General features: G+C 69.5%; 22 protein-coding genes. 10 read left to right on the top strand and 12 right to left on the bottom strand.

The genetic code is table 11. The features are described 5' to 3' along the window. Positions 1-33 precede the first annotated feature (33 nt). From ACIOTO_RS05465 to ACIOTO_RS05445, 5 genes are all read right to left on the bottom strand, one after another. Positions 34-1,344, bottom strand: a complete 1,311-nt coding sequence (locus ACIOTO_RS05465; protein WP_400856945.1) for an acyl-CoA dehydrogenase family protein — start codon at positions 1,342-1,344, stop codon at positions 34-36. After that, the gene (locus ACIOTO_RS05460) at positions 1,341-3,002 is read right to left on the bottom strand and encodes a dipeptide ABC transporter ATP-binding protein (RefSeq protein WP_400856944.1); all 1,662 of its coding nucleotides are present in this window, start codon (positions 3,000-3,002) and stop codon (positions 1,341-1,343) included. The genes ACIOTO_RS05465 and ACIOTO_RS05460 overlap by 4 nt, the downstream gene beginning before the upstream one ends. Further along, positions 2,999-3,895 (bottom strand): ABC transporter permease, encoded by an 897-nt coding sequence (locus ACIOTO_RS05455; protein ID WP_400856943.1) that lies wholly within the window; start codon positions 3,893-3,895, stop codon positions 2,999-3,001. The genes ACIOTO_RS05460 and ACIOTO_RS05455 overlap by 4 nt, the downstream gene beginning before the upstream one ends. After that, a complete protein-coding gene (locus ACIOTO_RS05450; RefSeq protein WP_400856941.1) occupies positions 3,892-4,860 on the bottom strand; it encodes an ABC transporter permease in 969 nt (322 codons plus the stop codon). Before ACIOTO_RS05450 ends, ACIOTO_RS05455 begins: the two co-directional genes overlap by 4 nt. Positions 4,861-4,976: 116 nt before the next feature. Continuing rightward, on the bottom strand, positions 4,977-6,638 hold the full coding sequence (locus tag ACIOTO_RS05445) for an ABC transporter substrate-binding protein (protein ID WP_400856939.1): 1,662 nt from the start codon (positions 6,636-6,638) through the stop codon (positions 4,977-4,979). Between the two features lie 195 nt (positions 6,639-6,833). Between ACIOTO_RS05445 and ACIOTO_RS05440 the strand changes: the two genes are divergently transcribed. Then, positions 6,834-8,186 carry an FAD-dependent oxidoreductase gene (locus ACIOTO_RS05440; RefSeq protein ID WP_400856938.1) on the top strand — a complete coding sequence of 451 codons (1,353 nt, stop codon included), beginning with the start codon at positions 6,834-6,836 and terminating at the stop codon, positions 8,184-8,186. Between the two features lie 66 nt (positions 8,187-8,252). On the opposite strand, the gene ACIOTO_RS05435 is transcribed toward ACIOTO_RS05440, so the two are convergent. The 6 genes from ACIOTO_RS05435 to ACIOTO_RS05410 all read right to left on the bottom strand — a co-directional run bounded on the left by ACIOTO_RS05435 (position 8,253) and on the right by ACIOTO_RS05410 (position 12,139). Next, positions 8,253-8,990 (bottom strand): Pr6Pr family membrane protein, encoded by a 738-nt coding sequence (locus ACIOTO_RS05435; RefSeq protein ID WP_372468062.1) that lies wholly within the window; start codon positions 8,988-8,990, stop codon positions 8,253-8,255. Between the two features lie 126 nt (positions 8,991-9,116). Next, positions 9,117-9,506: a DoxX family membrane protein gene (locus tag ACIOTO_RS05430; RefSeq protein WP_400856937.1), complete on the bottom strand. Its 390-nt coding sequence runs from the start codon at positions 9,504-9,506 to the stop codon at positions 9,117-9,119. 29 nt (positions 9,507-9,535) lie between these two features. After that, complete coding sequence (locus ACIOTO_RS05425) at positions 9,536-10,357, bottom strand: ribonuclease H (protein ID WP_400856936.1); 822 nt, start codon at positions 10,355-10,357, stop codon at positions 9,536-9,538. Between the two features lie 106 nt (positions 10,358-10,463). Then, positions 10,464-10,706: a hypothetical protein gene (locus tag ACIOTO_RS05420; RefSeq protein ID WP_400856934.1), complete on the bottom strand. Its 243-nt coding sequence runs from the start codon at positions 10,704-10,706 to the stop codon at positions 10,464-10,466. Positions 10,707-10,785: 79 nt separating this feature from the next. Beyond that, complete coding sequence (locus ACIOTO_RS05415; RefSeq protein WP_029264107.1) at positions 10,786-11,094, bottom strand: protealysin inhibitor emfourin; 309 nt, start codon at positions 11,092-11,094, stop codon at positions 10,786-10,788. Beyond that, positions 11,069-12,139, bottom strand: a complete 1,071-nt coding sequence (locus ACIOTO_RS05410; RefSeq protein WP_400856932.1) for a M4 family metallopeptidase — start codon at positions 12,137-12,139, stop codon at positions 11,069-11,071. Before ACIOTO_RS05410 ends, ACIOTO_RS05415 begins: the two co-directional genes overlap by 26 nt. Positions 12,140-12,354: 215 nt before the next feature. Here ACIOTO_RS05410 and ACIOTO_RS05405 point away from each other — a divergent pair, with 215 nt between their 5' ends. Together ACIOTO_RS05405 and ACIOTO_RS05400 are read left to right on the top strand one after the other, a co-directional pair. Beyond that, a complete protein-coding gene (locus ACIOTO_RS05405; protein ID WP_400856931.1) occupies positions 12,355-13,575 on the top strand; it encodes a hypothetical protein in 1,221 nt (406 codons plus the stop codon). A gap of 66 nt (positions 13,576-13,641) precedes the next feature. Beyond that, complete coding sequence (locus ACIOTO_RS05400) at positions 13,642-14,850, top strand: hypothetical protein (RefSeq protein ID WP_400856930.1); 1,209 nt, start codon at positions 13,642-13,644, stop codon at positions 14,848-14,850. A 56-nt stretch (positions 14,851-14,906) separates the two neighbouring features. Here the strand turns inward: ACIOTO_RS05400 and ACIOTO_RS05395 are convergent, their stop codons facing one another. Continuing rightward, on the bottom strand, positions 14,907-15,350 hold the full coding sequence (locus tag ACIOTO_RS05395; RefSeq protein ID WP_029261394.1) for a hypothetical protein: 444 nt from the start codon (positions 15,348-15,350) through the stop codon (positions 14,907-14,909). 257 nt (positions 15,351-15,607) lie between these two features. On the opposite strand from ACIOTO_RS05395, the gene ACIOTO_RS05390 reads away from it, so the two are divergent. The 7 genes from ACIOTO_RS05390 (at position 15,608) to ACIOTO_RS05360 (ending at position 24,838) form a co-directional block, all read left to right on the top strand. Further along, a complete protein-coding gene (locus tag ACIOTO_RS05390; RefSeq protein ID WP_029261395.1) occupies positions 15,608-16,783 on the top strand; it encodes an ROK family transcriptional regulator in 1,176 nt (391 codons plus the stop codon). Between the two features lie 82 nt (positions 16,784-16,865). Next, positions 16,866-18,353, top strand: coding sequence for a M81 family metallopeptidase (locus ACIOTO_RS05385; RefSeq protein WP_400856929.1), 1,488 nt, complete (start codon positions 16,866-16,868; stop codon positions 18,351-18,353). Between the two features lie 155 nt (positions 18,354-18,508). Continuing rightward, positions 18,509-20,317, top strand: coding sequence for a peptide ABC transporter substrate-binding protein (locus ACIOTO_RS05380; protein ID WP_029261397.1), 1,809 nt, complete (start codon positions 18,509-18,511; stop codon positions 20,315-20,317). Positions 20,318-20,329: 12 nt separating this feature from the next. Further along, the gene (locus ACIOTO_RS05375) at positions 20,330-21,349 is read left to right on the top strand and encodes an ABC transporter permease (RefSeq protein WP_081859906.1); all 1,020 of its coding nucleotides are present in this window, start codon (positions 20,330-20,332) and stop codon (positions 21,347-21,349) included. Next, positions 21,346-22,224: an ABC transporter permease gene (locus ACIOTO_RS05370; protein ID WP_244175958.1), complete on the top strand. Its 879-nt coding sequence runs from the start codon at positions 21,346-21,348 to the stop codon at positions 22,222-22,224. The genes ACIOTO_RS05375 and ACIOTO_RS05370 overlap by 4 nt, the downstream gene beginning before the upstream one ends. Next, on the top strand, positions 22,221-23,888 hold the full coding sequence (locus ACIOTO_RS05365) for an ABC transporter ATP-binding protein (protein WP_400856928.1): 1,668 nt from the start codon (positions 22,221-22,223) through the stop codon (positions 23,886-23,888). Before ACIOTO_RS05370 ends, ACIOTO_RS05365 begins: the two co-directional genes overlap by 4 nt. After that, entirely contained in the window at positions 23,885-24,838 is a 954-nt protein-coding gene (locus ACIOTO_RS05360) for an ROK family protein (RefSeq protein WP_105710659.1), read from the top strand. The genes ACIOTO_RS05365 and ACIOTO_RS05360 overlap by 4 nt, the downstream gene beginning before the upstream one ends. Positions 24,839-24,853 lie beyond the last annotated feature (15 nt).

The following is a 24,853-nucleotide window of genomic DNA, read 5'->3' as shown; positions in this document are numbered from 1 at the left end:
ACAGGCTCAGGACGAGAGGCCGATCACGCTCGCTCACGCGGTGCCCTCGCTCTCCGAGACGGTCGCACTTTCGTCCGCGGCAGCGGCCGCGGCATCATCGGACGCAGCATCCTGCACGGCATCCGCTCCGCTCTCCCGCGCCTCACGCTCGGCGAACGGATCGGGCAGTGCGTCGAAGAGCACCCGGTGCCCGACCGCGCGCTGTCGCGCGGCTATCGGGTTGTGCACGCCGATCGTCCGGGCGTTGCGCCAGTGCCTGTCGAGCGCTCGGCTCTGCGCGACGGATGACGATCCGCCGACGTCGAAGACATCCGTGGTCACCGACAGCACCAGAGGGATCACGGCGATCTGCGCCGAGTAGGCGGCAACGTCGGCCGCCTCGAAGGGCTCCCTCTCCGAGACGCCGTCCAGCGCTGCGCGGTACGCATCGTCGATCCGCTGTGCGGCGTGCAGCACGGCCGCCTCGGCCGCGAAGGCGGCTCCCGCAGCTCTGCCGAGAACGGCCTGCGACAACGGGTCGTCCTGCGCCGCCGCCCCGCTGAGCAGTGGTCTCGTGCGCGAGCGCACGTAGTCCGCGGCATCGTCGACGGCCGCATGCCCGATGCCGGCCACCACGGCGAGAAGGAAGAGCTGGTAGAAGCCGGAGATGTAGCTCCGATCGCGCGCTCCGGGCGAGTACACCGTGAGGTGTGCGGAATCGACCACGACCTCCGAGAAGGCGGTCGTCCCGGTACCGGTCAGGCGCTGGCCGAACCCGACCCAGTCGTCGTGGATCGTGACGCCGGGGGCATTCAGCGGAACCGCGATGGTGGCGTGATGGTCCTGGTATCGCGCGGTGACGTTCGCCCAGTCCGAGAAGATCGTGCCTGTGCTGTAGTACTTCTCACCGTTGAGCACGAGGGTGCCGTCATCCTTCTCGGTGATGACGGTGTTGCTCTCGGTCGGCGCCCCGCTTCCCGGCTCGCTCTGTGCATTGCCGACGACCACGCCGGCGACGGCCTGCTCCCCCCAATGCCGGCGGTACTCCGGATCCTCATGCGTGAGTCGCACCTCGAGGAAGGCGAAGTGTCCGCGCCAGATGTGGGCGACGTTGGAGTCGGCTCTGGCGAGTTCGATGAGCAGACGGAAGAGGTCCACCGCGGATGCCCCGTCGCCGCCGTACTCTTCGGGCACGCGGACGGCCCCGAATCCGGCATCCCGCAGCAGCCGGATCTGTTCGAAGGGGAGCGTGCGATTGATCTCCCGGTCCGTCGCGCCGGAGGCGATCTCGGCGAACACCGGACGGAACCGTTCGGCGAGGCGCTGGTAGGTGCTGACCGGTGCGGTCGAGGTGGGGGCGGTCATGTGGTGCTTCCAATCGTGGGGGAGATGGGCGGGGGAGCGCCGTGGATGCGCGGGATAGCCGCGAGGAGCTCTTTCGTGTAGTCGGCCTGCGGGCGGTCGAAGACGTTCGACACCGAGTCGTGCTCGACGACCTTGCCGTTCTTCAACACGAGCACCTCGTCGCTGATCGCGTTCACGACGCCGAGATCATGCGAGATCAGCAAGAGGGCGACCTGCGTCTCCTGCTGGATGCGGACGAGGAGATCGAGGATCTGCGCCTGGATCGACACGTCCAGAGCCGACACCGGTTCGTCGCCGACGATGATCGTCGGTTCCAGGGCGAGAGCCCGAGCGATCGCGACGCGCTGGCGCTGTCCACCGGACAGCTGCAGCGGTCGCCGCTCGAGCAGCTGCGCGCTCAGCTCGACGTGGTCGAGGAGCTCACGGACGCGCAGACGACGGCCGGCCCGATCGTGGCGGCCGAGCACCCCGACCGCCTCGGTCAGGATCCGATCGATCGAGTGCCGCGGATCGAATGAGCTCAGCGGGTCCTGATACACGGCCTGGATGCGCTGACGGAGAGCGGATCGCTCGCGTCGCTCGACATCCGCCCAGCGGGTGCCGACGACTCGGACCTCTCCGGTATCCGCTCTCTCCTGGCCCAACAGGATGCGGCCCGCCGTGGTCTTGCCCGATCCGGACTCTCCGACGAGCCCCAGCGTGCGACCCGGGTGCAGGGTGAACGAGACATCGTCGAGCGCCCGCAGCTCGGACCCGCCCGGAAGGCGGAACGTGCGGCTGATGTGGTCCACTTGCGCCACGGCGACGGTGGCCGAGGGGCCCGGCCCGGCTTCGGGTGCGGCACGATCCACGATGGTCGCGGCCCGCCGGGGGCGGTGCGAGGGGATCGAGGCGATGAGCCGGCGGGTGTAGGGGTGTTCGGCTGTGGCGAACACGTCGGCGGTCGTGCCGGTCTCGACGATCGTTCCGTCCTTCATCACGATCACGCGGTCGGCGATCTGCGAGACGACGGCGAGATCGTGGGTGATCAGCAGGAGCGTGCGCCCCTGTTCCTTGAACTGTTCGAGCAGGCGGAGGATCTGCGCCTGGACGGTCACATCGAGCGCGGTCGTCGCTTCGTCGAGGATGAGGAACGGCGGCCGTGCCGCGATGGCACTGGCGATCAGGGCACGCTGGCGCAGGCCGCCGGAGAGCTCGTGGGGGCGCTGGTGGCGTCTCAGCTCCGGCTCGGGCACTCCCACGTCTCGCAGCAGCGCGTGCACTTCCTCGCGCCGACGCGAGGCGTCCCATGCGAAGTGCTCGCGCAGCGGTTCTTCGACCTCCCGGCCGATCGTCCGGAGGGGGTCGAGCGAGACGAGCGCGTCCTGGAGGACGAACCCGATCTCGCCTCCGCGGATGCCGCGCCAGGTGCGCTTCGAGGCCGTCCGGAGATCGTGGTCGCCGAAGCGCAGCGTCTTCGCGCTCACGCCGCTGTCCGGGCCGGTGAGCCCGACGAGCGTGCGTGCCGTGACGCTCTTGCCGGAGCCGGATTCGCCGACGATCGCGAGGGTCTCGCCGGCGTCGATCGAGAACGAGATCCCGTGGACGACGTCGAGGCGATCCGCGTGGCCCCCGAACGCGATACGCAGGCCGGCGACTTCGAGAAGGGGGCGGCTCATCGCTTTCCCTCCAGACGTCGCTGCAGTGTTCGGCCGATCGTGGTCGTGGAGACGACCAGAGCGGTGATCGTCAGCCCGGGGAAGATGCCGTACCACCAGGCTCGCTCGAGGAAGTTGCGTGAGATCGACAGCATCGATCCCCACTCCGGGGTGGGAGGCGCGACACCGAGACCGAGGAACGTGAGCGCCGCTCCGGCGAGGGTCGCCGTGCCGACGCCGATCGTCGCGAGCACGAGCACCGGGCGGATCGCATTGGGCAGCACATGGTGCAGAGCGATCCGCGTGGGGCTGAGACCGATGCCGCGCGCAGCCTCGACATAGCCCGCGTTGCGGATGGCGAGGGTCTGGCCGCGGACGAGTCTGGCGTAGCTGGGGATTCCCGCGATGCCGATCGCGAGCAGGGTGTTGAGCAGCCCTCCGCCGAAGATCGAGATGATGAGCAGAGCGAGCAACAGCTCGGGGAACGCGAGCGACACATCGGTCACGCGCATCAGCAGCGCATCCAGGAACCGATTGCCGAGTCCGGCGGCGAGCCCGATCAGGCTTCCGATCCCCAGCGCGATGGTCGTCGCGCCGATGCCGAGGAACAGCGCCGGCTGGGCGCCGTAGATGATGCGGCTGAGCACATCGCGTCCGGCTTCGTCGGTACCGAGCAGATGAGCGATGCTCGGCGGCGCGAGGACGTTCGAGGTGTCGGTCGACAGCGGATCGAAGGGGGCGAGGGCGGCGGGCGCGATGGCCGCGACCACGACGACGGCGAAGAAGGCGACGGAGATCCAGAAACCGACCGGGTATCCGCGGAGGGCGCGCCGCCGAGGGCGGTGCTCGTCCACGGGGGTGGTCGGCATCTGCTCGAGGACGAGACTGGGTCGGGCGAGTTCTGTCACGCTCATGCGTGTGCCTCCGTTCGGATGCGCGGGTCGATGAGCGGGTAGAGCAGGTCGACGATGAAGTTGACGCCGACGTAGGCGGTCGCGGCCAGGAGCACGAGTCCGAGAACGAGCGGGACATCGCTCGCGTTCGCGGCCGTCACCAGGACGCGGCCGATGCCCTGCCGGCTGAAGAGCGTCTCCGCGATCACCGCACCCCCGAGCAGGCCCCCGATCAGGAAGCCGGAGAGCGTGCTGAGGGGGATCAGCGCATGGCGCAGCGCGTGACGGAGCCGCACGGTCACCTCGCTCACTCCGCGTGTGCGCGCGGTGATGATGAACGGCTCGTCGAGGGCGTCCTCCAATGCTCCGCGGAAGACCTGGATGAGAGCGGGAGCAGTGCTCAGACCGATCATCAGCGCCGGGAGCACCAGGGTCGCGGGGCCGTCGCTGCCGACGGACGGCAGCAGGTGCAGGGAGTAGGAGAAGATCGTCAGCAGCACGATGCCGATCCAGAATCCCGGTGCCGACAGGAAGAAGATCTCGACGACCGACGAGACACGGTGCGGGATCGGACGCTTCGCGGTGAGCAGCGCGACGGCGACGGTGAGGACGATCGTGACGACCGCTGCCGCTCCGGCGAGCTGCAGCGTCGGGCCGAGCTGCTCCCCGATGATGTCGACGACCGCAAGGTCGCGCTGATACGAGCTGCCGAGGTCTCCGGTGAGAAGCCGTCCGAGGTAGGTGCCGTACTGCACCCAGAGCGGCTGATCGAAACCGTATTGCTCGCGGATCGCCGCTTCTTGATCGGCGGTGAGGCTGACCTCCGCGCCGCCGACGACGGCGTAGACCCGGTCTCCGGGGAGCACGTAGAGGGCCACGAAGGCGAGGCTGATGGCGCCGAAGAGCACTCCGATGCCGGCGAGGGCGCGCAGCGCCGCATGGCGCAGATACCCGGCCACGTGGTGGGCGGTTCGTGTCGAGGTCATGGGGCTCCGGGGGATGGTCGCCGGCGGAAGGTCAGGGGTGATGGGCACGGGATGCTGCCGGCGGATCGTCGTGTGATCCGGCGGCAGCATCCCGGCGGGGAGCTGACGGGTTCCGGTCAGGAACCCGCGCCCTCCTTCCACGTGTTGTAGAACCAGAGGTTGCCGTAGGCGCGGTCGAATGCGAGACCGTGCACGCCGTCCTGCGACGAGACCAGCGAGGGGCGGTAGTGCAGCGGGATCGAGGGGACGATCTCGGTCAGGCGCTCCTGCGCCCGCGCGTACAGATCCGCGATCTCGTCGGCGTCGGTCGATGCCCGTGCCGCCGCGACGAGTTCATCGAGTTCCGCATCGGCGGTGTTGGTCTGGTTGGTCCCACGACGCTCGGGCGTCGTGACCTCGGTCGAGCTGTACTTGATGAACAGCACGTCGGCGGTGTTCGTGGTCCAGATGCCGGCGCTGATGTCCTGCTCGCCTGCGGCGACGCGGGCCTGCTGATCTTCCGACGAGAGCAGGTCGATCTGCACCTCGACACCGATGTCCTTGAGCTGGTCCTGCACGATCTCGAGGATCTGGTTGGCCTGCGTCACGTCGCCCGTCGTGGGGAAGTAGAGCGACAGGCGCTCGCCGTCCTTCGTGCGGAATCCGTCGGAGTCGACCTCGGACCAGCCGGCGTCGTCGAGGATCTCGTTGGCCTGATCGACGTCATAGGTGAACGTGGCGGTGCTGTTCTCGGCGTAGTTCGGCGTCGAAGGAACGAGGAAGCCGTCCGCCACCGTCCACTGCCCGAACGAGACCGCGTCGATGATCGCCTTGCGGTCGAGGCCGGCGAAGATCGCCTGCCGCACCGCCTGGTCGTCGAGAGGAGCATTGTTCTCGTTGAGCCACAGCGAATACGGGTGGCCGGGACGGTCGAACTTGGTGAACTCGAGGCTGTCATTGCTCAGCACCGATTCCACGCTCTGCGGCGGAGTCCAGTCGATGACATCGAAGTCGCCGGCCACCAGGCCGTTGTAGCGCACGCTGTCTTCGGCGACGAAGCTGATCTCGATGCCGTCGAGGTAGGCAGCGCCCGTCCTCCCGGCATCCGACTCCGGCGCCCAGGCGTAGTCGTCGTTGCGCTCGAGAGTGAGGGACTCGTCCGCCCGCCAGTCGACGACCTCGAACGGTCCTGTGCCGATCGGGTGATCGACGATCGTCTCGGGCGCCTCGGTGAGCTGCTTCCCCGAGATGATGCTCAGGTAAGCCTGCGAGAGCACGTTGATGAGTGCGGAGTACGGCTCGGAGAGGGTGATCTCCAGGGTCAGGTCGTCGATGGCCTTCGAGCTCTCGTAGGGCCCGAGGTACGACGCCTGCAGCGGCGCCGCCGTCGCAGGATCGAAGATGTGCTCGATGTTCTGCCGCACGACCTCGGCGGTGAGCGGCGAGTCGTCCTGGAACGTGATGTCGGGTCGCAGGTGGATCGTGTACACGCGGCCGTCGTCGGAGAGGTCGTACGACTCGGCCAGCAAGCCCTCGAAGGTGCCGTCCTCCTTCTGCCAGAACAGAGTGTCGAAGATCGCACGGAAGATGAGCGGGTCATTCGAGTTCCCCTGCTGGTGGGGGTCGAGGTTCGTCGGCGCCCAGGCGTTGAGAGCGACCTTGAGTGTTCCTCCCGCTTCGGGCTCGTCACTGTTGGTGGGGCCGGGGGAGCCACCGGTGCTCGTCGAGCAGGCGGCGAGCGTGATGGTGAGCACGGTCGCCGCGATCGCTCCGAGCAACCGATTTCGGGGTGCCGTCATGGCCTCTCCTTGCTGTGTGGGGGTCTTGGTGGTGAAACGCTATGTGAGGTGCGAGAACCGGTCGGCGGGGGAGTCGAGGGGTTACCGGCGGTTACGCCGGGTTACCCGCGCCGTCGTTCTGTGTCGCATCGGCGGAGGGTCCAGACCGCTCGGCGGGATCGAGAACCGCCCGGCTCGGGATAAAGTGGCGACACGATGAGGATCACGCGCCGCACTCTGCTCCTCGGCGCCGGAGCCGGCGTCGCTTCGGTGCTTCTCGCCTCCTGCACCCCCGAACCAGCACCCACGCCGACGCCCACGCGCACCCGTGAGCCCGAGCCTCCGCCCGGAGTTCCCGCGCCGGCCGGCAGCGTCCGCAGCACTTGGAGCACCGACCCGTTCGCCCTCGGCGCCGTCAGCTTCACCCCCGTCGGGGTCGTCGCCGGCACCCGCACCGCGCTGGGTCTGCCCATCGACGACCGCGTGTTCTTCGCCGGTGAGGCGACCGATGAGGATGCTCCCGGCACCGTACGCGGGGCCATCGCCTCGGGTGTCCGCGCCGCGGAAGAGCTCATGATCCCGGGCAGCTCCGGCGAGCGAGTGGCCGTGGTCGGTGCCGGGCTCGCGGGCGCCACGGCTGCGGCACTGCTCGCCGAACGCGGCGTGCAGGTGACCGTGTTCGAGGCGCGCGACCGCGTGGGCGGACGCGTCCACTCGCAGGTCGACGACTCGTGGCCGGTGCCGGTGCAACTCGGCGCCTGGCTATTCGGCGAAGACGACTCCGAGGTCCTCGATCAGCTGACCAGCGGCGATGTCGGCATCGAGGAGCTGACCGGCGAGCTCTGGCGCACACCGGATGGCGATACAGACCCGGTCGACCCGCAACCGTTCACCGCGGCTATGACCACGGCGCAGGCGGCTCCCGAAGACTCCTCGGTCGCCGACGCCCTCACCGCGGCAGGCGTGGATCCCGCCGACCCCGCGACCGCCGCACTGCTCGCGATTCTCGCCACCCGCACCGGAGCCGATGCCGACGAGCTCTCCAGCTGGCTGGCCCCGCCGCTGCCGACCGGTGAGCCGAAGGCGGCACGCGATGATCTCACCCCGTTCGTGGAGCATGCGCTCGACGGCGTGCAGGTGGGGCTGAGCTCCCCGGTCGCGCGCATCGCGTACGACGACTCCGGCGTCAGCATCCGCCTCGGCACCGGTGAGGCCCTGTCGTTCGACCGGGTCGTCGTGACGGTGCCGCTGGGCGTGCTCCAGAAGCGCAGCATCGAGTTCGAGCCGGCGCTCCCGTTCTCGCAGCGGGGTGCGATCGCCGCTCTCGGCATGGGCGCGATCGAGACCGTCTGGCTGTGGTGGGACGAGCCGTTCTGGCAGAACGAGGAGTCGATCTGGCACGCCGTGGGAGCCGATGTGCTGATCCCGACCTGGATCAACCTGCAGCCGACGACCGGAGAGAATGTGCTCGTGGGCCTCGTCGGCGGCACCGCTGCCGCGGACTTCGCCGCGCTCGACGAGAAGGCGGCCCTCGAAGCGGCCCTCGCCTCGCTCACGCTCTGGGTCTGACCGCGCTCCCCGTCGGAGCCGCTTCCACCGACGCCGTTCCGTCCGGCGCCACGAAGTCCGACGCGTCTAGCTCCGCGCGGTCGCCGTCTCCCGCGCGGATTCCTCCGGCACCTGCTCGCCCTCGACCGCGGGCGGCCGGTCCGGAGCATCGGCCTCGTCGTCGGCATCCGTCCGCAGTCGTCTCGGCAGCGGCATGCGGCTGATGAGCACGAGCACGGTCGAGACCACGGCGAAACTGCCGAGCGCGATCGCCGCCGACGCGAGGAACTCGATCGGCCCGCTCACCTGCCGCGGGTCGAGGAAGTAGTAGGGGTACCAGCCGATCATCGGCCCACGGATCATCGTCGCGACCCCCCAGAGCACCGGGTAGGCGAGGGACACCGGGACCACCCGCCACGGCACCGATCGGTGGCCGGGCGCCAGGGCCCATGCCGCCACCGTCAGCGCCGGCAGCCAGAAGTGCAGCACCTGATCCGACCACGGCACATCGATGCGGATGCCGCGGATGCCGGCCTGCCAGACGAGGATCGCGAACACCAGTCCGGCGGTGATCGTCCAGGTCAGCACGAGTGCCAGTGCCACCGTGAGCCACCGCGGATCCCGCGCCGCACGCAGAGCGATCACCCCCGCGATCGTGAGCAGCACGACGAACGCGATGTTGGACTGGTTGGTCAGGTAAGCGAAGAAGTTCTGACTCGCGATCGTGTGCGACGCGAGCCCCCAGCTCAGCCGGTGGATGAGCGCCACGAGGCAGACGGCGGCAGCGCCCAGGCGGAGCAGGCCGAAGGCGGTACGCGCCTTCACCGCTGCGTCACCCGCCTTTTCCTCATCCGCCGAGTCTACGGATCGGACCTCCGAGGTTCCGTCGCGCCGCAGAGGGCGTCCGTCCCGACGGGTGTGGGTCCGCGCCGATGATCCTGTGTCGGCGTGTCAGCGTCGGGGTTCGCGGGTCGACCACAGCGCCAGTGCGACGAGCAGCGGCTGGAAGAACAGCCGGACGAAACGCTTCATGTCCGTGTCGAGGCCGAAGCCGTCACGGTGGTGCATCCACTGCGCCACGTTGCCGGGGAACACGGCGACGAAGAACAGCGCGGCGATCGTGCCGACCGTGCGCCGACGGCGTCGCGCCAGCAACAGGGCAGAACCGAGCGCGACCTCGGCCACGCCAGAGGCGAGCACGGTCGTATCGGGGTCGAGCGGTAGCGACTCCGGAACCTGGGCCTGGAACTCCTCGCGAGCCACCGTGAGGTGCGAGACGCCCGCGAAGACGAGGGAGGCGCCGAGGAAGACGCGGCCGATGGTGCGGGCAGGAGTCGACATGGGGCGAGTTTACGCCTCGGCAGCCACGCTCAGATCAGGCGGCGGAGAGCTTCTTCGAGCGAGACGCCCTGTGCCTCGGCGCGGTCGCGCAGGCGGGCGTGCTCGTCGGAGGAGAGGGGGATCCGCAGCTCGATCGGGTCGTCGTCGGGGGAGTCCAGGCCGTCGAGCAGATCGGATGCTTCGGCCCAGAGCGGCTCCACGAGCGAGGCGGCAGCGGCGGGAGAGGGGGCGGATGCTGCCGCTGCCGCGGTCGAGCGGGCGCGGTCCTCGGTCGTGACCGCACTCGCGCCCGCGGAACTCGCCCCGGCGGCCGCGGCACCGGCCGGTGCGGACGGTGCGGATGCGGCGACGGACGCGGATCCGGATACGGCAGCGCCGGCATCCGTTCCCCTCGTGAAGCCCGGTCCTCGTCGCGGTTCCTGCTTCGCCTGGTAGGCCTTGGCGGCGGCGTTCGCGCGTTCGTCGGCCGCCTCGTTGAGCGGGTGTCCGGCATGCCCCTTCACCCAGGAGAACTCGACGTCACGGCCACGGATCGCCTCGTCGATGCCCTCGAGCAGGTCGCGGTTGAGCACGGGTCCGCCGTCCGACTTGCGCCAGCCCTTGCGCTTCCAGCCCGGCATCCACTTGGTCACGGAGTCGATCACGTAGCGGCTGTCGCACTCGATCAGCAGCTTCTCGTCGGTGCCGGCGGTCGCGAGCAGCAGTTCGAGGACCGCGCGCAGCTCGCCCTGGTTGTTGGTGCCGTGCGGGGAACCGCCGGCAGCCCAGTTCGCGTCGTCGATGTACCAGGCCCAGCCGTTGGGGCCGGGGTTGCCCAGGGCGGAGCCGTCTGCGGCGGCGGTGATCGTCATCCCTCAACCGTAGCCGCGCGGCCCGTCGTCGATTCGCACCGGGGGCGCAGTGAATCGATGGTTGCCCTGCGTCGCGGTGGCGAGACTGCGACGCCGTGCTGGTGGGTCAGTCCTCTTCGGCCTCGGCCTCGGCCTCGCCGCTCTCGGCCGCGACGGCCTCGGGGGCGGGAGGTGCGACCGGGAACAGGACCGAGCTCAGGTCGCCGCTGGTCTCCGCGCCGAGTCCGATCGAGAGCGGGTCGACGACGGGCGCCGTGTCGAGCACATCCGCCTCCGTGCGCTCGAGCGGCTCAGAGGGCAGCACCCACTGGTTCTCTTGTTCTTCCGGCTTCTGCTGGAACAGTCCCATGGTCTCCATTGTGAACCTGCCCGGCGGCGACGGGGCCGGATTCACACCGGATTGATCGGGAGCCGGAGCGGATGCGGGTTCAGCGCCTGGCGGCCGTGCGCACCGCTTCGACGAGGGTGCGCCAGGGGCCGTCGAGAGCGGAGTCGGGCACGTCGCGTTCCCGGCGCTCGGAGGGTGTGCGGGCCCGGATGCTCCAGACGTACCGGTCGGCGCCGGTGCCGGCATCCGTCTCCTCGTCCCACGGGCAGCCGTCGATGAGGTCGATCCACTCCCCGGCTTCGTCGGGCTCGGCTTCCACCCGCCACTGACGACGGATGCCCGCGATGCCCCCGGTGCGCACCACCGCGATCACGACGTGCGTGTCAGTCGGTGGAGGGGACTCGCTCATCCTCATAGACTCCCACGGCACTCCAGGCGCGTCGAGCCGCTTCGGCCGTGGCATCGTCGAGCGCGGTGGCGGCGGCGACCGTGGCGTCGGCGAATTCCGTGAAGGTCGCGGTGCTCGACAGCCCTCCCGTGAGAGCCCGGTACCAGACCGTGCCCGCCCGCTCCCAGGATTTGCCGCCGAGGTCGGTCGCGAACAGGGCGAAGGCGCGGTTGGGGATGCCGGAGTTGATGTGCACCCCGCCGTTGTCTTCGGTCGTGCGCACGAAGCCGCTCATGTGGTCGGGCTGCGGGTCTTTGCCGAGCTCGTCGTCGTCGTAGGCGGTGCCGGGTGCGATCATCGAGCGCAGCGCCGCACCCTCGACGGCATCGGTGAAGATCTCGGCGCCGATGAGCCAGGTCGCCTGGTCGGCGGTCTGGCCGAGGGCGTACTGCTCGGTCAGGGCTCCGAACACATCGGCGATGGATTCGTTCAGCGCCCCGGGCTGCCCGTGGTATTCGAGGTTCGCGGTGTGCTGCACGACGCCGTGCGCGAGCTCGTGTCCGATGACGGTGAGCGACCCGGTGAACCCCTGGAACACCTCACCGTCGCCGTCGCCGAACACCATGCGCTCGCCGTCCCAGAACGCGTTGTCGTAGTCGACGCCGTAGTGCACGGTCGCGTCCAGCGGGGCGCCGGCGTCGTCGAGGGAGTTGCGCTGGAACGCGGCCAGCAGCATCTCGAATGTGGCGCCGAGCCCGTCGAAGGCCTCGTTCACCGCGGTGTCTTCCACCGGGCCGTCGTCTTCACCACGCACCACCGCGCCGGGAAGCTGCTGCGTGTTGCCGGCGTCGCTGATCGTGCGGTTCGGAGCATCCGAAAGCTGGGCGACGAGGTCGCCGTTCTCGTCGATCGACAGGTCGATGCGCGCGCGGAACGGCGGGCGGCCCGCCGTGAGCGTCTGCCGCGCGGCGGCTGCGGCCTTGGGGAAACGCCCCGACTCGGCCAGGCGCGCGAGCAGGTAGGAGGGGACCACTCCATGACGTTCTCCGGATGCTGTGCTGCTCATGTTGCGACCCTACGCCGGGGTGCCGACGTTCGGGCTGACCGGCCGTGGGCATGACGCGAAATGAAGGAGATCGCGCGCTTCGAAGGACGCTTCCGCCCCACCGCTCCTTCGTCCCGTGTTTTCTCCTCCATTCCGTGCGCCTCGGGCGAGGAGGCCAAGGCCGCAACGTCCGCCGACTTGATAACGAGAATCGTTCTCAATAGGGTGAGAGCGTCATGAACCCAGCTCCCCGCCGAACCGCATCCGTCGCCGCCACGCTCACGCTGTCGCTCGCGTTCACCGCCTGTGCCCCGGCCGCAGCGCCCACGCCCGCCGCACCCGCCGCGACCGCTTCCGACGCGCACGGCATCGACGCGGGTGGCGCGGCCGAGGTCGCCTCCCCGGCCCGCGCGCTCGTGATCGCCGACGGGCGCGGCGAACTCACGCTCCTCGACCTCGCCACCGAAGAGCGCTCGACCCTCGCGCCAGGCCGGAGCGGCATCGCCGGCCTCTTCGGGGACGGCCGTCTCGTCTACCGCGCGCACGACGCGGAGGGTGGTACCGCGGTCGAGGTGTTCGACTCCGCGCGCTGGACCGTGCCGCACGGCGATCACACGCACTCCTTCCGTGGCGCCCCGCAGGCACTCGGAACCCTCGAGGGCGAGGGAGACGTCACGGTCGTCGCCGGGGAGCAGCAGGCGACCGTCGCCTTCGCGGGCGGAGAACTGGTCCTGCTCGCCCACGACGTACTCGGCGAGGGGCTCGAAGTCGCCCCCCACGTGACTGCTGGCACCTCCGGCCCCGTGGCGTTCCTCGCCGAACATCTGCTCGTGCCGACCGCCGGTGCCACGATCGAGCTGCTCGACCCCGCCGGCGACCGCGTCCCGGGTGTGGCAGTCCCGTGCACCGACCCCTCTGACGCCGACCTCACCCGCGTCGGCGCCGTCTTCTCCTGCGCCGAGGGAGCCGTGCTCTTCACCCGCGAGGTCGGCGGCACCATCGCCGCCGAGACCATCCCGTACCCCGTGAACGCCACCCCGACGAGCAGCCTCTCCGGCCGCGCCGACCGCCCCGACCTCGCCGGAGTCGCGGGCGAGCAGGGTGCCTGGCTACTCGACGTGCGGCAGCGGCAGTGGATGCTGCTCCCCTCCGACGTGCCGCTGTTGCAGGCCGCCGCCCTCGGTGACGACGACAGTCGCACGGTCGCGATCGATGCCGACGGTCGCGTCCGCGTGCTCGCCCCGGACGGCACCGTGCTGGCCCATACGGAACCGCTGCTGGCGGCATCCGTCACCGACCCCGCCCTGCGCGACCGCGTGCAGTTGCTCGTCGACGCCCGGCACGCCTACGTGAGCGACCCGGCGACCGGTGCCGTGCACGAGATCGACCACGGCGACGGCACCGTCACCCGAACCTTCGCCGACCTCGACCCCCGGTCCGTGCAGCAGGTCGGCTGAGCCCTCGACGACTCCGGTCGTCGCCGCGCATCCCGCGCACCCACCCAGAAGAAAGAGAGACGATCCATGTCCCGACCCCGCAGCCGCCTCGCGATCGGCGCCCTCGGCGTGATCGCCGCCGTGGCGCTCGCCGGATGTGCGACCCCCGGGCCCGCCGCCGAGAACACCGCAGGCGCCGCACCTGAAGCCCACCACGAAGGCGACACCCGCATCGCCGTGACCTACGACGGCGGTGTGCTCGTGCTCGACGGCGAGACCCTCGACACCATCGGGCAGGTCGAGCTCGGCGGCTTCCTGCGCGTCAACGGCGCCGGCGACCACGACGGGCACGTCTTCGTCACCGCCGAAGACGGCTTCCACGTGCTCGACTCCGGCCTGGCATCCGGCACCGTCGAGCTCACCGGCGAGGTGTTCGACGCCGAAGCCGCGGGCCACGCAGTCCCGCACGCCGGACGCACGGCCCTGTTCGACGACGGCACCGGCGAGGTGCGGATCTTCGACACGGATGCCGTCGGCACCGGCACCCTTCCCGAGGTGGACACGATCACCTCGGAGGCCGCCCACCACGGTGTGGCGCTCGAGCTCGCCGACGGCAGCATCCTCTCGACGATCGGCACGGCCGACGCGCGCAGCGGAGTCCGCCACCTCGCGGCCGACGGCACCGAGCTCACCCGCAACGAGCAGTGCCCGAGCGTGCACGGCGAGGGGGCTCTCAAGGGCGAGGTCGTGGTGTTCGGCTGCGAAGACGGCGTGCTGCTCTTCGACGGCGGCGCGTTCACCAAGATCGACGCCCCCGACGAGTTCGGTCGCACCGGCAACGCGTACGTGAGCGACACCAGCGCGATCGCCTTCGGCGATTACAAGACCGACCCCGACCAGGAGGGCTACCTGCTGTCGCAGCTCGCGCGCATCGACACCGCGACGCAGACGATGTCGATCGTCGACCTCCCCGAAGGTGTGGAGTACACCTGGCGCGGAGTCGGGCGCGACGGGCACGACAACGTCGTGGTGCTCGGGGCTGACGGCAGCCTGTCACTGCTCGACGAGTCAGGCGAGCTCGTCGACACCTGGGATGTGATCGATCCGTGGGAGAGCCCGACCGAGTGGCAGCAGCCGCACCCGGGCCTGCACGTGGTCGGCGACATCGCCTACGTGACCGAGCCGGCGAAGGACCGCATCCTCGCGGTCGACCTGCACACCGGTGAGGTGTCGGCCGAGGCGACCCTCGACGTCGTGCCGAACGAGTTCGTGGTGGTCGGCGCCGCCGGACACTGAGGGAGATCAGGAGGGCGGGTCCGTACGCACGGGCCCGCCCTCCTTTCGTGCCGGATTCAGTCCGACTCGATACTCAGCACCGTCGTCCGCATGCCGTCGGACTCGTACTGCACCGGCATCCCGGGGTGATCGATCGAGAACCAGAAGACGCCGTCGTCGGTGTCGTACCGGCGGCAGGTGAGCTGCCCGAGGGGTGTCGACAGTGTGACGGTCGACACGCTCGTCGTCCCCGCGTCGAAGGCGGCATGTCCCTGCAGCTCGGCCCAGGTCACCCGGTTCGAGACGACTGCCTTCGGGTCTGCGGCGGCCCAGCGGTCGAGGGTCGCGCCCTCGTCGTCGGTGTCGCGGAAGCGGTTGACGTGTTCGCCCAGCGGGCCGTCGGGCCCCTCCAGGAGCAGCCGGATCAGCTTCCCCGATCCGATGGCATCGCGGATCTCGGCGGCGGTGAAGGGCGTCGGCAGGAGTCCGGGGCCGAGCAGGTACGGGTCGGGTTCGGTCATGCGTCCAGTCTGCGCCCTGTGCCGTTCGCACCGCCCGCACCCCTTCGCCGAGTCGAGTGCACGGCTTCGTGCCGAGTGCACGGCGCGTTCGCGTCAAGATCCCGTACACGGGGCAGCATCCCGTGCACTCGGCGGGGGCGGGAGTCGAACCGGGAGTCGAACCGGGCGTCGGCGCATGACGCGCAAGGGGGGTGACACTCCTCCAGTCCTAGGGCTATCTTTGTTTGACTACCGAAACAAGATGATTCGAGGACACCGTGGCGCCGGCTACCCAGACCGTACATTCCGAGGGTGAGATCTTCCGGCTGGTGCGCACCGGGGCGGCCCAGTCCCGCGCCGACCTCGCCCGCCTGACCGGGCTCTCCCCCTCGACCGTCGCGCTGCGCGTCGAAGAGCTGATCGCCCACGGCTACATCGAGGAGAACGGCGAGGGCGAGTCGCGCGGCGGCCGTCGCCCCCGCGTGCTCACGGTGAAAGCGGGCGGGAGTGTGGTCGCCGGAGTCGAGCTCGGTGAGCAGCACGCCACGGTGGCGCTGTTCGACCGGCGTGCCGAGGTCGTCGCCTCGACCGTCGCGCAGGTGTCGCTCCTCGACGGCGTCGAGAGCGTCGTGAACCAGGTGTGGGAGTGCGCGCGCACGCTCGCGAAGGACAACGGCGGCCTCACGGTCGAGGGCATCGCCATGAGCCTGCCCGGCCCCGTCGACTCGCGCACCTCGCGCCTGCTGGCGCCCATGCGCATGCCCGGTTGGAACGGCGTCGACGTGGGCGAGGTGCTCGGCTCGGTCACCGGGCTCCCGTTCCTCATCGACAACGACGCGAACGCCATGGCCGTCGGCGAGTTCATCGAGCGCGGTGGCGAGCAGGAGCAGCTGGTCTTCGTGAAGGCGGGCAGCGGCATCGGCTGCGGCATCATCCTCGACGGTGCCGTCTACCGCGGGTACCGTGGGGTCGCCGGCGACATCAGCCACGTCGCCCTGCACAACGCCCCGCCCATCATCTGCTCGTGCGGTCGGGTCGGCTGCCTCGACGTGGTCGCCAGCGGTGCGGCGATCGTGGATGCGCTGCGCGAGTCCGGCGTCGCGGTGGAGACCCTCGACGACGTGCTCGCGCTCGCGCAGGACGCTCACCCCAAAGCCACCTCCGCGCTGCGCGAGGCCGGCGCGCGCACGGGCGAGGTGCTCGCCACGATCATCAACTTCTTCAACCCGCAGGCTCTCGCGCTCGGGGGGCGACTGGCCACGGCCGACGCGTTCGTCGCCGGCGTGCGACAGGCGCTCTTCACCCTCTGCCTGCCCATGTCGACGGATGCTCTCGAGATCGGCGTGAGCCGAGCCGGCGCGCTCGCCGGTGCGCGCGGTGTGGCCTGGGAGCTGCTGGAGCGGATGCTCGACCCGGCCAGGATCGACGAGGAACTGCGCACGACCGCCGCGTAGTAGCTTCGATTATCGGCTCAAGTTCGCGGCCATGCGGAACAAGATGCTGATTTTGGTTCGAGGTCCGATCTAGACTCGGAGTATGACCGAGACGTCCCCGCTCCCGCGCATCGCCATCGCCGGCATGGCCATCGAGTCCAGCACCTTCTCGCCGCACCGCGCCGGTGAGCGCGACTTCCTGCGCGTGGAGGGTGAAGAGCTCATCACCCGCTACGACTCCCTGCGCGACGGCGACATGCGCGGCCGCGCCGAGTGGCTGCCGGTCTACTACGCCCGCTCGATCCCCGGCGGTGCCGTGCTGCGCGAGGTCTACGACAGCATCAAGACGCGCATCTGCGACGGGCTGCGGGCGCTCGTGGCCGACGGCGAGAAGCTCGACGGGCTGTTCTTCGACATCCACGGGGCGATGAGCGTCGAAGGCATGGACGACGCCGAGGGCGACCTGATCACCGCGATCCGCGAGGTGATCGGCGCCGACGTCGTGGTGTCGGCGTCGATGGACCTGCACGGCAACGTGTCGCGCACCCTGATCGAGAACGTCGACATCATCACCTGCTACCGCCTGGCTCCGCACGAAGACACGTGGGAGACCCGCGACCGCGCGATCCGCAACCTCGTCGAGGCGCTCGAGAGCGGCGTCACCCCGCGCCGCGCCTGGGTGCGCGTGCCCATCCTGCTCCCCGGTGAGAAGACCAGCACCCGCGTGGAGCCGGCGAAGAGCCTGTACGCCCGCATCCCCGAGATCGAGGCGCGCCCCGGCGTCACCGACGCCGCGATCTGGATCGGCTATGCCTGGGCCGACGAGCCGCGCTGCCACGCGACCGTGGTCGTGACCGGCACCGACGACGCGGCGACCGCGCGTGCGGCGGAGGAGCTCGGTCGCGCGTTCTGGGATGTGCGCGACGACTTCGAGTTCGTGGGCCCTCCCGGAACCCTCGACGAGGGTGTCGCGGCCGGCCTCGCCGCCACCGACACCCCGTACTTCATCAGCGACTCGGGCGACAATCCTGGCGCCGGCGGCACGGGCGACGTCACCTGGACCCTCGCGCAGCTACTGCAGAAGCCCGAGCTCACCTCCGACGACGCCCCGGTCACGCTGTGCGGCTCGGTTTTCGACAAGGGGGCGCTCGACGTCCTGCGCGGTCACGCCGTGGGCGAGCGGGTGTCGGTCGAGGTCGGCGCGCGCGTCGACAGCGGCCCGCACGGACCGGTCCTCGTCGAGGGCGTGCTGCACAGCCTGCACGAGGGCGATGTGGATGCCGGCGGTATCGCGGTCATCCGCGTCGGTGGCCTGCACGTGATCGTCACGGAGTTCCGCAAGGCGTACCACGACGTCTCCGACTTCACCTCGATCGGACTCGACCCGGTCGCCGCGCAGATCGTCGTCACCAAGATCGGCTACCTCGAGCCCGAGCTGTACGCGATCATGCGCGGCTGGACGCTCGCTCTCACTCCGGGCGGGGTGGATCAGGACCTCGAGCGGCTCGGTCACCACCGCATCCAGCGCCCGATGCATCCGTTCGACGCGTTCGATGAGGTGCCGGATCTCGCGGCTGAGATGGTCGGCTGACACGCTTCCGCAGCTTTTCGCCGCAATCGAAGAAAGTTAGTTACTTAAACGTAACAAGACCGTCTTCTGCCCTGAACTTAGTTCGGGCATGATTCAAAGTACGTCATAAATCGGACGAACGCCTTGGTTGCGAGGCGTTGAACAAGGAGGTTTACATGCGATCTCAGTCGCTGCGCCGCCGGCTGCTCGCCCCCCTGGGTGCGCTCGCCGTCGCGACGCTCGCCCTCACCGCCTGCCAGGCCGGCGCCACGGGCGACACCGGCTCGGGCGAGAAGGACACCGTCAGCTTCGCGCTGCAGGTCGGCACCGGACCCAACTGGATCCTGCCGATCTCGTCGCCCGACAAGATGGCCACGCACAACAGCGCCATCAAGGCGACCATGTGGCCGCGCCTGTTCGAGTACAACGGCGTCGACGGCGAGATGGGCTGGGACGAGCTGGCCTCCGCCGCCAAGTCCTACGAATTCTCCGAGGACCGCAAGACCATCACCATCACGCTGAACGACCTCGACTGGTCGGACGGCGAGCCCGTCACCTCGCGCGACGTGGAGTTCTGGTACAACCTGGTGCGCTTCAACGGCGAGAAGACCGGTGGTTACTCCGCCGGCCTGATGCCCGACAACATCACCGAGTTCACCACCATCGACGACAAGACGTTCTCGCTGACGATGGACAAGGTCTACAACGAGGAGTTCCTCCTCGGCAACCAGCTCAGCCTCATCTACCCGATGCCGCAGCACGTCTGGGACAAGACCAGCGCTGACGGCGAGATCGGCGACCATGACCGCGACCAGGCCGGTGCGACCGCGGTGCTCGACTACCTCTTCTCCGAGGCCGAGGACATGAAGACCTACGCCACCAACGACCTGTGGAAGACCGTCGCCGGTCCCTACACGGTCAAGAGCTGGTCGGACTCGGGCCTGGTGGAACTCACCGCCAACAAGGAGTACACCGGCGAGGACAAGCCGAGCATCGAGAACGTCGAGTTCCTGCCGTTCACGTCGGCCGACGCCGAGATGAACGTCGTGCGCTCGGGTGACGTCGACTACGGCTACGTCACGAGCTCGCAGCTCACGAACGAGAAGCAGTTCACCGACCTCGGCTACAGCATCGAGCCGTGGGCCGGCTGGTCGATCACGTACATGCCGTACAACTTCGCCAACCCGGAGAAGGGCTCCTTCTACAAGCAGCTCTACGTGCGCCAGGCACTGCAGCACGCCATCGACCAGGAGACCATCTCCGAGGTCGTCTGGCACGGTGCCGCGACTCCCGACTACGGTCCCATCCCGCAGACCGCGGACTCCAGCGGACTGTCCGACGTGCAGAAGGACAACCCGTACCCGTTCGACCTGAAGAAGGCCGAGAAGCTGTTCACCGACAACGGCTGGGTCAAGGGATCCGACGGCACGCTCGAGTGCGCCGAAGCAGGCGCGGCCGAGGGTCAGTGCGGCGAGGGCATCGCCGCGGGTGACAAGGCGGAGATCGTCGTCACCACGCAGAACGGCTCGCAGGAGACCGACAACATGATGGCGGAGATCCAGTCGTCGCTCGGCAAGATCGGCGTCAAGATGACGATCGACTCCAAGCCGCTCGACACCGTCCTCACGCAGGCACAGGAGTGCAAGACCGGCAGCTCGTGCACGTGGGAGCTCGTCTTCTTCGGCACCGCGGGCAGCTGGTACTTCCCGCCGTACGCCACGGGTGAGCGCGTCTTCGCGAAGGACACCAAGTGGAACGCCGGGCAGTACGACAACCCCGAGGCCGAGGAGCTCGTCCAGGCGATGGCCTTCTCGACCGACCCCGAGATCGCGAAGAAGTACTCCGAGTACCTCGCCACCGACCTCCCGGTCATGTGGATGCCGAACCCGGTGTACCAGGTCTCCGTCGTCCGTGACGGACTCGACATCGCCCACCAGGACCCGGGCGCGTCGTTCCTTCCCCAGCGTTGGTCCTGGACCAAGTAACGAGCAGGTGACATGAGCGTGGTGGAAGCAGCGCAGAACGCGCAGCAGAAGAAGGAGAGGGCCGGCGGCCCGCGGTTCTGGTGGTACCTGTTGCGACGGGTCGGCCAGGGCGGGATCGTCATCCTCATCGTGACGCTGATCGTGTTCGCGCTGCTCCACCTCGCGATGCCGCAGGGGCCGGCCGCCGGCATCCTCGGCATGCAGGCATCGCAGGAGCAGATCGACGCCTTCAACAAGGAGAACGGCTTCGATCTGCCCCTGTGGCAGCAGTACTTCAACTTCCTGCTGCAGCTCGTGCAGGGAGACCTGGGCGACTCGTTCAAACTGAACCGACCGGTGGCGGATGCCATCGGCCAGCGTCTTCCGAAGACGCTGATCCTGGCCCTCATCTCGATGCTCTTCGCACTGATCATCGCGATCCCGATGGGCATCTTCCAGGCCGTGCGCCGCGGCAAGGCCGCGGACTACGCGCTGACCACCTGGAACTTCATCGTCTACTCGACGCCGTCGTTCTTCCTCGGCCTGATCCTCGTGATCGTGTTCGCCCAGTGGCTGCGGCTCGTGCCCGCCCAGGCGCCGCAGGGTGAGACCGTCGGCGACGTGCTGGCGAACCCGGCCGGCCTCGTGCTGCCGGTGCTCACCGCGGCGCTCGGCATCATCGCGACGTTCTCGCGGTACATGCGCTCGGCCACGATCGACAACCTCTCCGAGGACTACGTCCGCACCGCCAGGGCGAAGGGCACCTCGGTGCCCGTGGTGATCACCCGCCACGTGGTGCGCAACTCCCTGACCCCCGTGATCGCCATGCTCGGCTACTACCTGCCGGTCATGTTCGGCGGCATGATCGTCGTCGAATCGCTCTTCAACTACCCCGGCATGGGCCTGCTGTTCTGGACCTCGGCACAGACCTCCGACTACCCCGTGCTGATCGGCTGCATCCTGGTGATCGCGCTCGCTACGGTCATCGGATCGCTCCTCGCCGACATCATCCAGGCGCTGCTCGATCCGCGCACCCGAGAGGAGCTCTCGTGAGCACCACGACCATCGTGATGCGCACGTTGACCCCGCGTCAGCGGGGCACGCGCCGCTTCCTGCAGAACAAGCTCGCCGTCTTCGGCATCGTGACCATCGTGCTGTTCCTGCTCTTCTGCTTCCTGGGTCCACTGATCCACCCGACGGATCAGATCCACACCGACCTGCGCAGCACGATGCTGCCGCCGGGGAGTCCCGGCCACCCGCTCGGCACCGATGACGTCGGCTACGACGTGCTCGGACGGCTCATGATGGGCGGTCAGATCTCGATCCTGATCGGCCTCGCCGCCGGCATCCTCGCCACTGTCATCGGCACCCTCTGGGGCGCGATCGCCGGCTACGTCGGCGGTGCCGTCGACACCGTGATGATGCGCGTCGTCGACGCCGGCATCGCGATCCCCGCGACCTTCCTGCTGCTGATCCTCTCGGCGATCCTGCGCCCGAGCGTGCCGCTGATGATCTGCGTCATCGGCCTGGTGTCCTGGCTCGTCCCGGCTCGTCTCGTGCGCGCCGAATCGATCTCGCTGAAGTCGCGCGAATACGTGCTGGCCCTGCGAGCCATGGGTGGCACGCACTCCCGCGCCGTGCTCAAGCACATCGTCCCGAACACCGTCGGCACGATCGTCGTGAACGCCACCTTCCAGGTAGCCGACGCCATCCTCCTCGTCGCCTACATCTCGTTCCTCGGAATGGGGCTGCAGAAGCCGGCGACCGACTGGGGCGCCATGCTCACCAGCGGCATCACCTACACGTACGCGGGTGCCTGGTGGCTGATCTTCCCCGCCGGATTCTGCATCGTGCTCACCGTCTGCGCCTTCAACAGCATCGGCGACGGCCTGCGCGACTTCTTCGACGTGAAGGGGCGTGCCGCATGAGCGACGCACTGCTGGAGATCTCCGACCTCACGGTCACGTTCCGCACCGAAGACGGGTCGGTCGAGGCCGTGAAGGGCATCGACCTCGAGGTGCGCCCCGGCGAGGTGCTGGCGCTGGTCGGCGAGTCCGGTTCGGGCAAGTCCGTCACCGCCATGGCCATCCTGAAGCTGCTGCCGCGCTCGGCCACGGTCACCGGTTCGATCCGGCTCGCCGGGCGCGAGCTCCTGCCGCTCGCGGAAGCCGAGATGAACGCCGTGCGCGGCGCCGAGATCTCGATGGTGTTCCAGGAGCCGATGACCGCGCTCAACCCGAGCATGCGGATCGGCGACCAGATCACCGAGGCGATCCTCAACCACCGCACCATCTCCAAGGCGGAGGCCTGGGAGCGTGCGGTCGAGATGCTCCGGCGCGTGGGCATCCCCGAGCCCGCCCGTCGGGCGAAGAGCTACCCGCACGAGCTGTCCGGTGGTCAGCGTCAGCGTGTGGTCATCGCGATCGCCCTCGCCTGCGAGCCGCAGCTGATCATCGCCGACGAGCCGACGACCGCGCTCGACGTGACCGTGCAGGCCGAGATCCTCGACCTGATCCGCGGTCTCGCGGCCGAGTCGGGGACCGCGTTCCTGCTCGTCACGCACAACATGGGCGTCGTCGCCGACATCGCCGACCGGGTCGCGGTGATGTTCCGCGGCACCATGGTCGAGGTGGGCGACACCCGCACGGTGCTCACCGCGCCGCGCGAGGACTACACGAAGAAGCTGCTCAGCGCCGTGCCGTCGCTGCCCGACCTCGCGAGCGTGATCGAACGGGAGCCCGAGACCGAGGTCCCAGCCGCGGTGCTCGAGCTCGATGCCGCCAGCGTCACCTATCGCCGCGGCGGACGACCGTTCCTCGCGCTCGACGGCGTGAGCCTGCGCATCGCCCCGGGCGAGATCCTGGGCCTCGTCGGCGAGTCCGGATCGGGCAAGTCGACCCTCGGACGCGCGGCACTGGGACTCCTGTCCCTGTCGAGCGGTGGGATCACCCTGTTCGGCGAGAAGGTCGGACGCGGTGGCGTCTCCGGGCGTCGGGAGCGCGCACTGCGCGGTCGCGTCGGCGCGATCTTCCAGGACCCGGGCTCCAGTCTCGACCCGCGTATGACCGTCGGCGAGGCCATCGCCGAACCCCTGCTCGTGCAGCGGCGGCGCTTCCCGACCTCGGCGAACACGCGTCGCACCCGCGTGGCCGAGTTGCTCGACGCCGTCGAGCTGCCCACGAACTACGCCTCCCGCTACCCGCACGAGCTCTCCGGAGGGCAGCGTCAGCGCATCGGTCTCGCCCGCGCCATCGCCCTGGAGCCGGAACTGATCATCGCCGACGAGCCCACCTCTGCGCTCGACGTCTCGGTGCAGGCCGCGGTGCTCGAGGTGCTGCGCACCCTGCAGGAGAAGATGCACTTCGCGTGCCTCTTCATCAGCCACGACCTCGCCGTGGTTCACGAGATCTCCGACCGCGTGGCCGTGATGCTCAAGGGCGAGATCGTCGAGACGGGCTCCGCTGACGACGTGCTCCTGGCGCCGCAGCATCCGTACAGCCGACGGCTGCTGGCCTCGGTGCCGGTTCCCGATCCCGACAAGCAGGCGCTGCGGCGGGAGGCCCGTGCGGCCGCCCGGGTGATGGCCCCGTGACCGGGGGAGAGCCGACCCGATCGACCCTCGTGCACGGTGCGGGCCCTGTCGTGCTCGGGCTCGACGTCGGCGGATCGAGCGTCAAGCACCTGCTCGCGCCGGCGCGCATCTCGCTGGACGCACCGCCGACGCCCCTCGCCCGCGGCCGCCACGCGACGCCCAAGGACGCACCCGTGGACGGGCTCGCCGCCATCGCGAACTCGCTCCGGGGTGATGCCGACCTCGAACGCGTGGTGCTGTCGATCCCCGGATTGGTCGACGAGGCGGAGGGAGTGGTCGTGCGCTCGACCAACATCCCGGCGCTCGACGGCCGCCCGCTCGGCGCACAGCTCAGCGCGGAACTCGGCATCCCGGTCGACGTCATCAACGACGGTCACGCCGCCGCGGTCGCCGAGGCCTCGTGGGGCGCGGGCGCCGGTGTCGACGACGTCTTCGTGCTCGCGCTGGGCACCGGGATCGCGGGCGCACACGTGGCGCACGGACAGGTCATCCCCGGAGCGCACGGCTCGGCCGGCGAACTCGGACACATCACGATCGAACCCGACGGCAGCATCTGCTCGTGCGGACGCCGCGGCTGCCTGGAGACCATCATCGGCGCGCCCGCCCTGCGGCGGGCGTGGGCCGCGGTCGGCGGAAAGGGCGGTCCGGAGGGGCTGCTGGCGGCGAGCAGCAGCGGCGATGCCGTGGCCACCGCGATCGTGGAACGGGCGTCGTCGGCGCTCGCCGAGGCGATCCTCACCCTGTGCGCCCTCGTCGATCCGGGGTGCATCGTGATCGGCGGCGGGCTCGCTCAGGCGCCGCACCAGCTCGTGACGCTCGCTGCGCGCTACGTCGGCGAGCGCGCCTCGTTCCACCGTGTTCCGCCCATCGTGCCGGCCACGCTCGGCGAGTGGGCCGGGGCGAACGGCGCCGTGCTGACGGCGCTCCGCCGCCAGCGCGCCCTCGTCTGACGCGCCGCACTCCGC

Origin of the sequence: Microbacterium sp. NPDC087592 (assembly GCF_044743585.1) — a bacterium.
Classification (GTDB): domain Bacteria; phylum Actinomycetota; class Actinomycetes; order Actinomycetales; family Microbacteriaceae; genus Microbacterium.
Note: the sequence above shows the minus strand (reverse complement) of the source record. Positions and strands in the feature narration are given on the sequence as shown.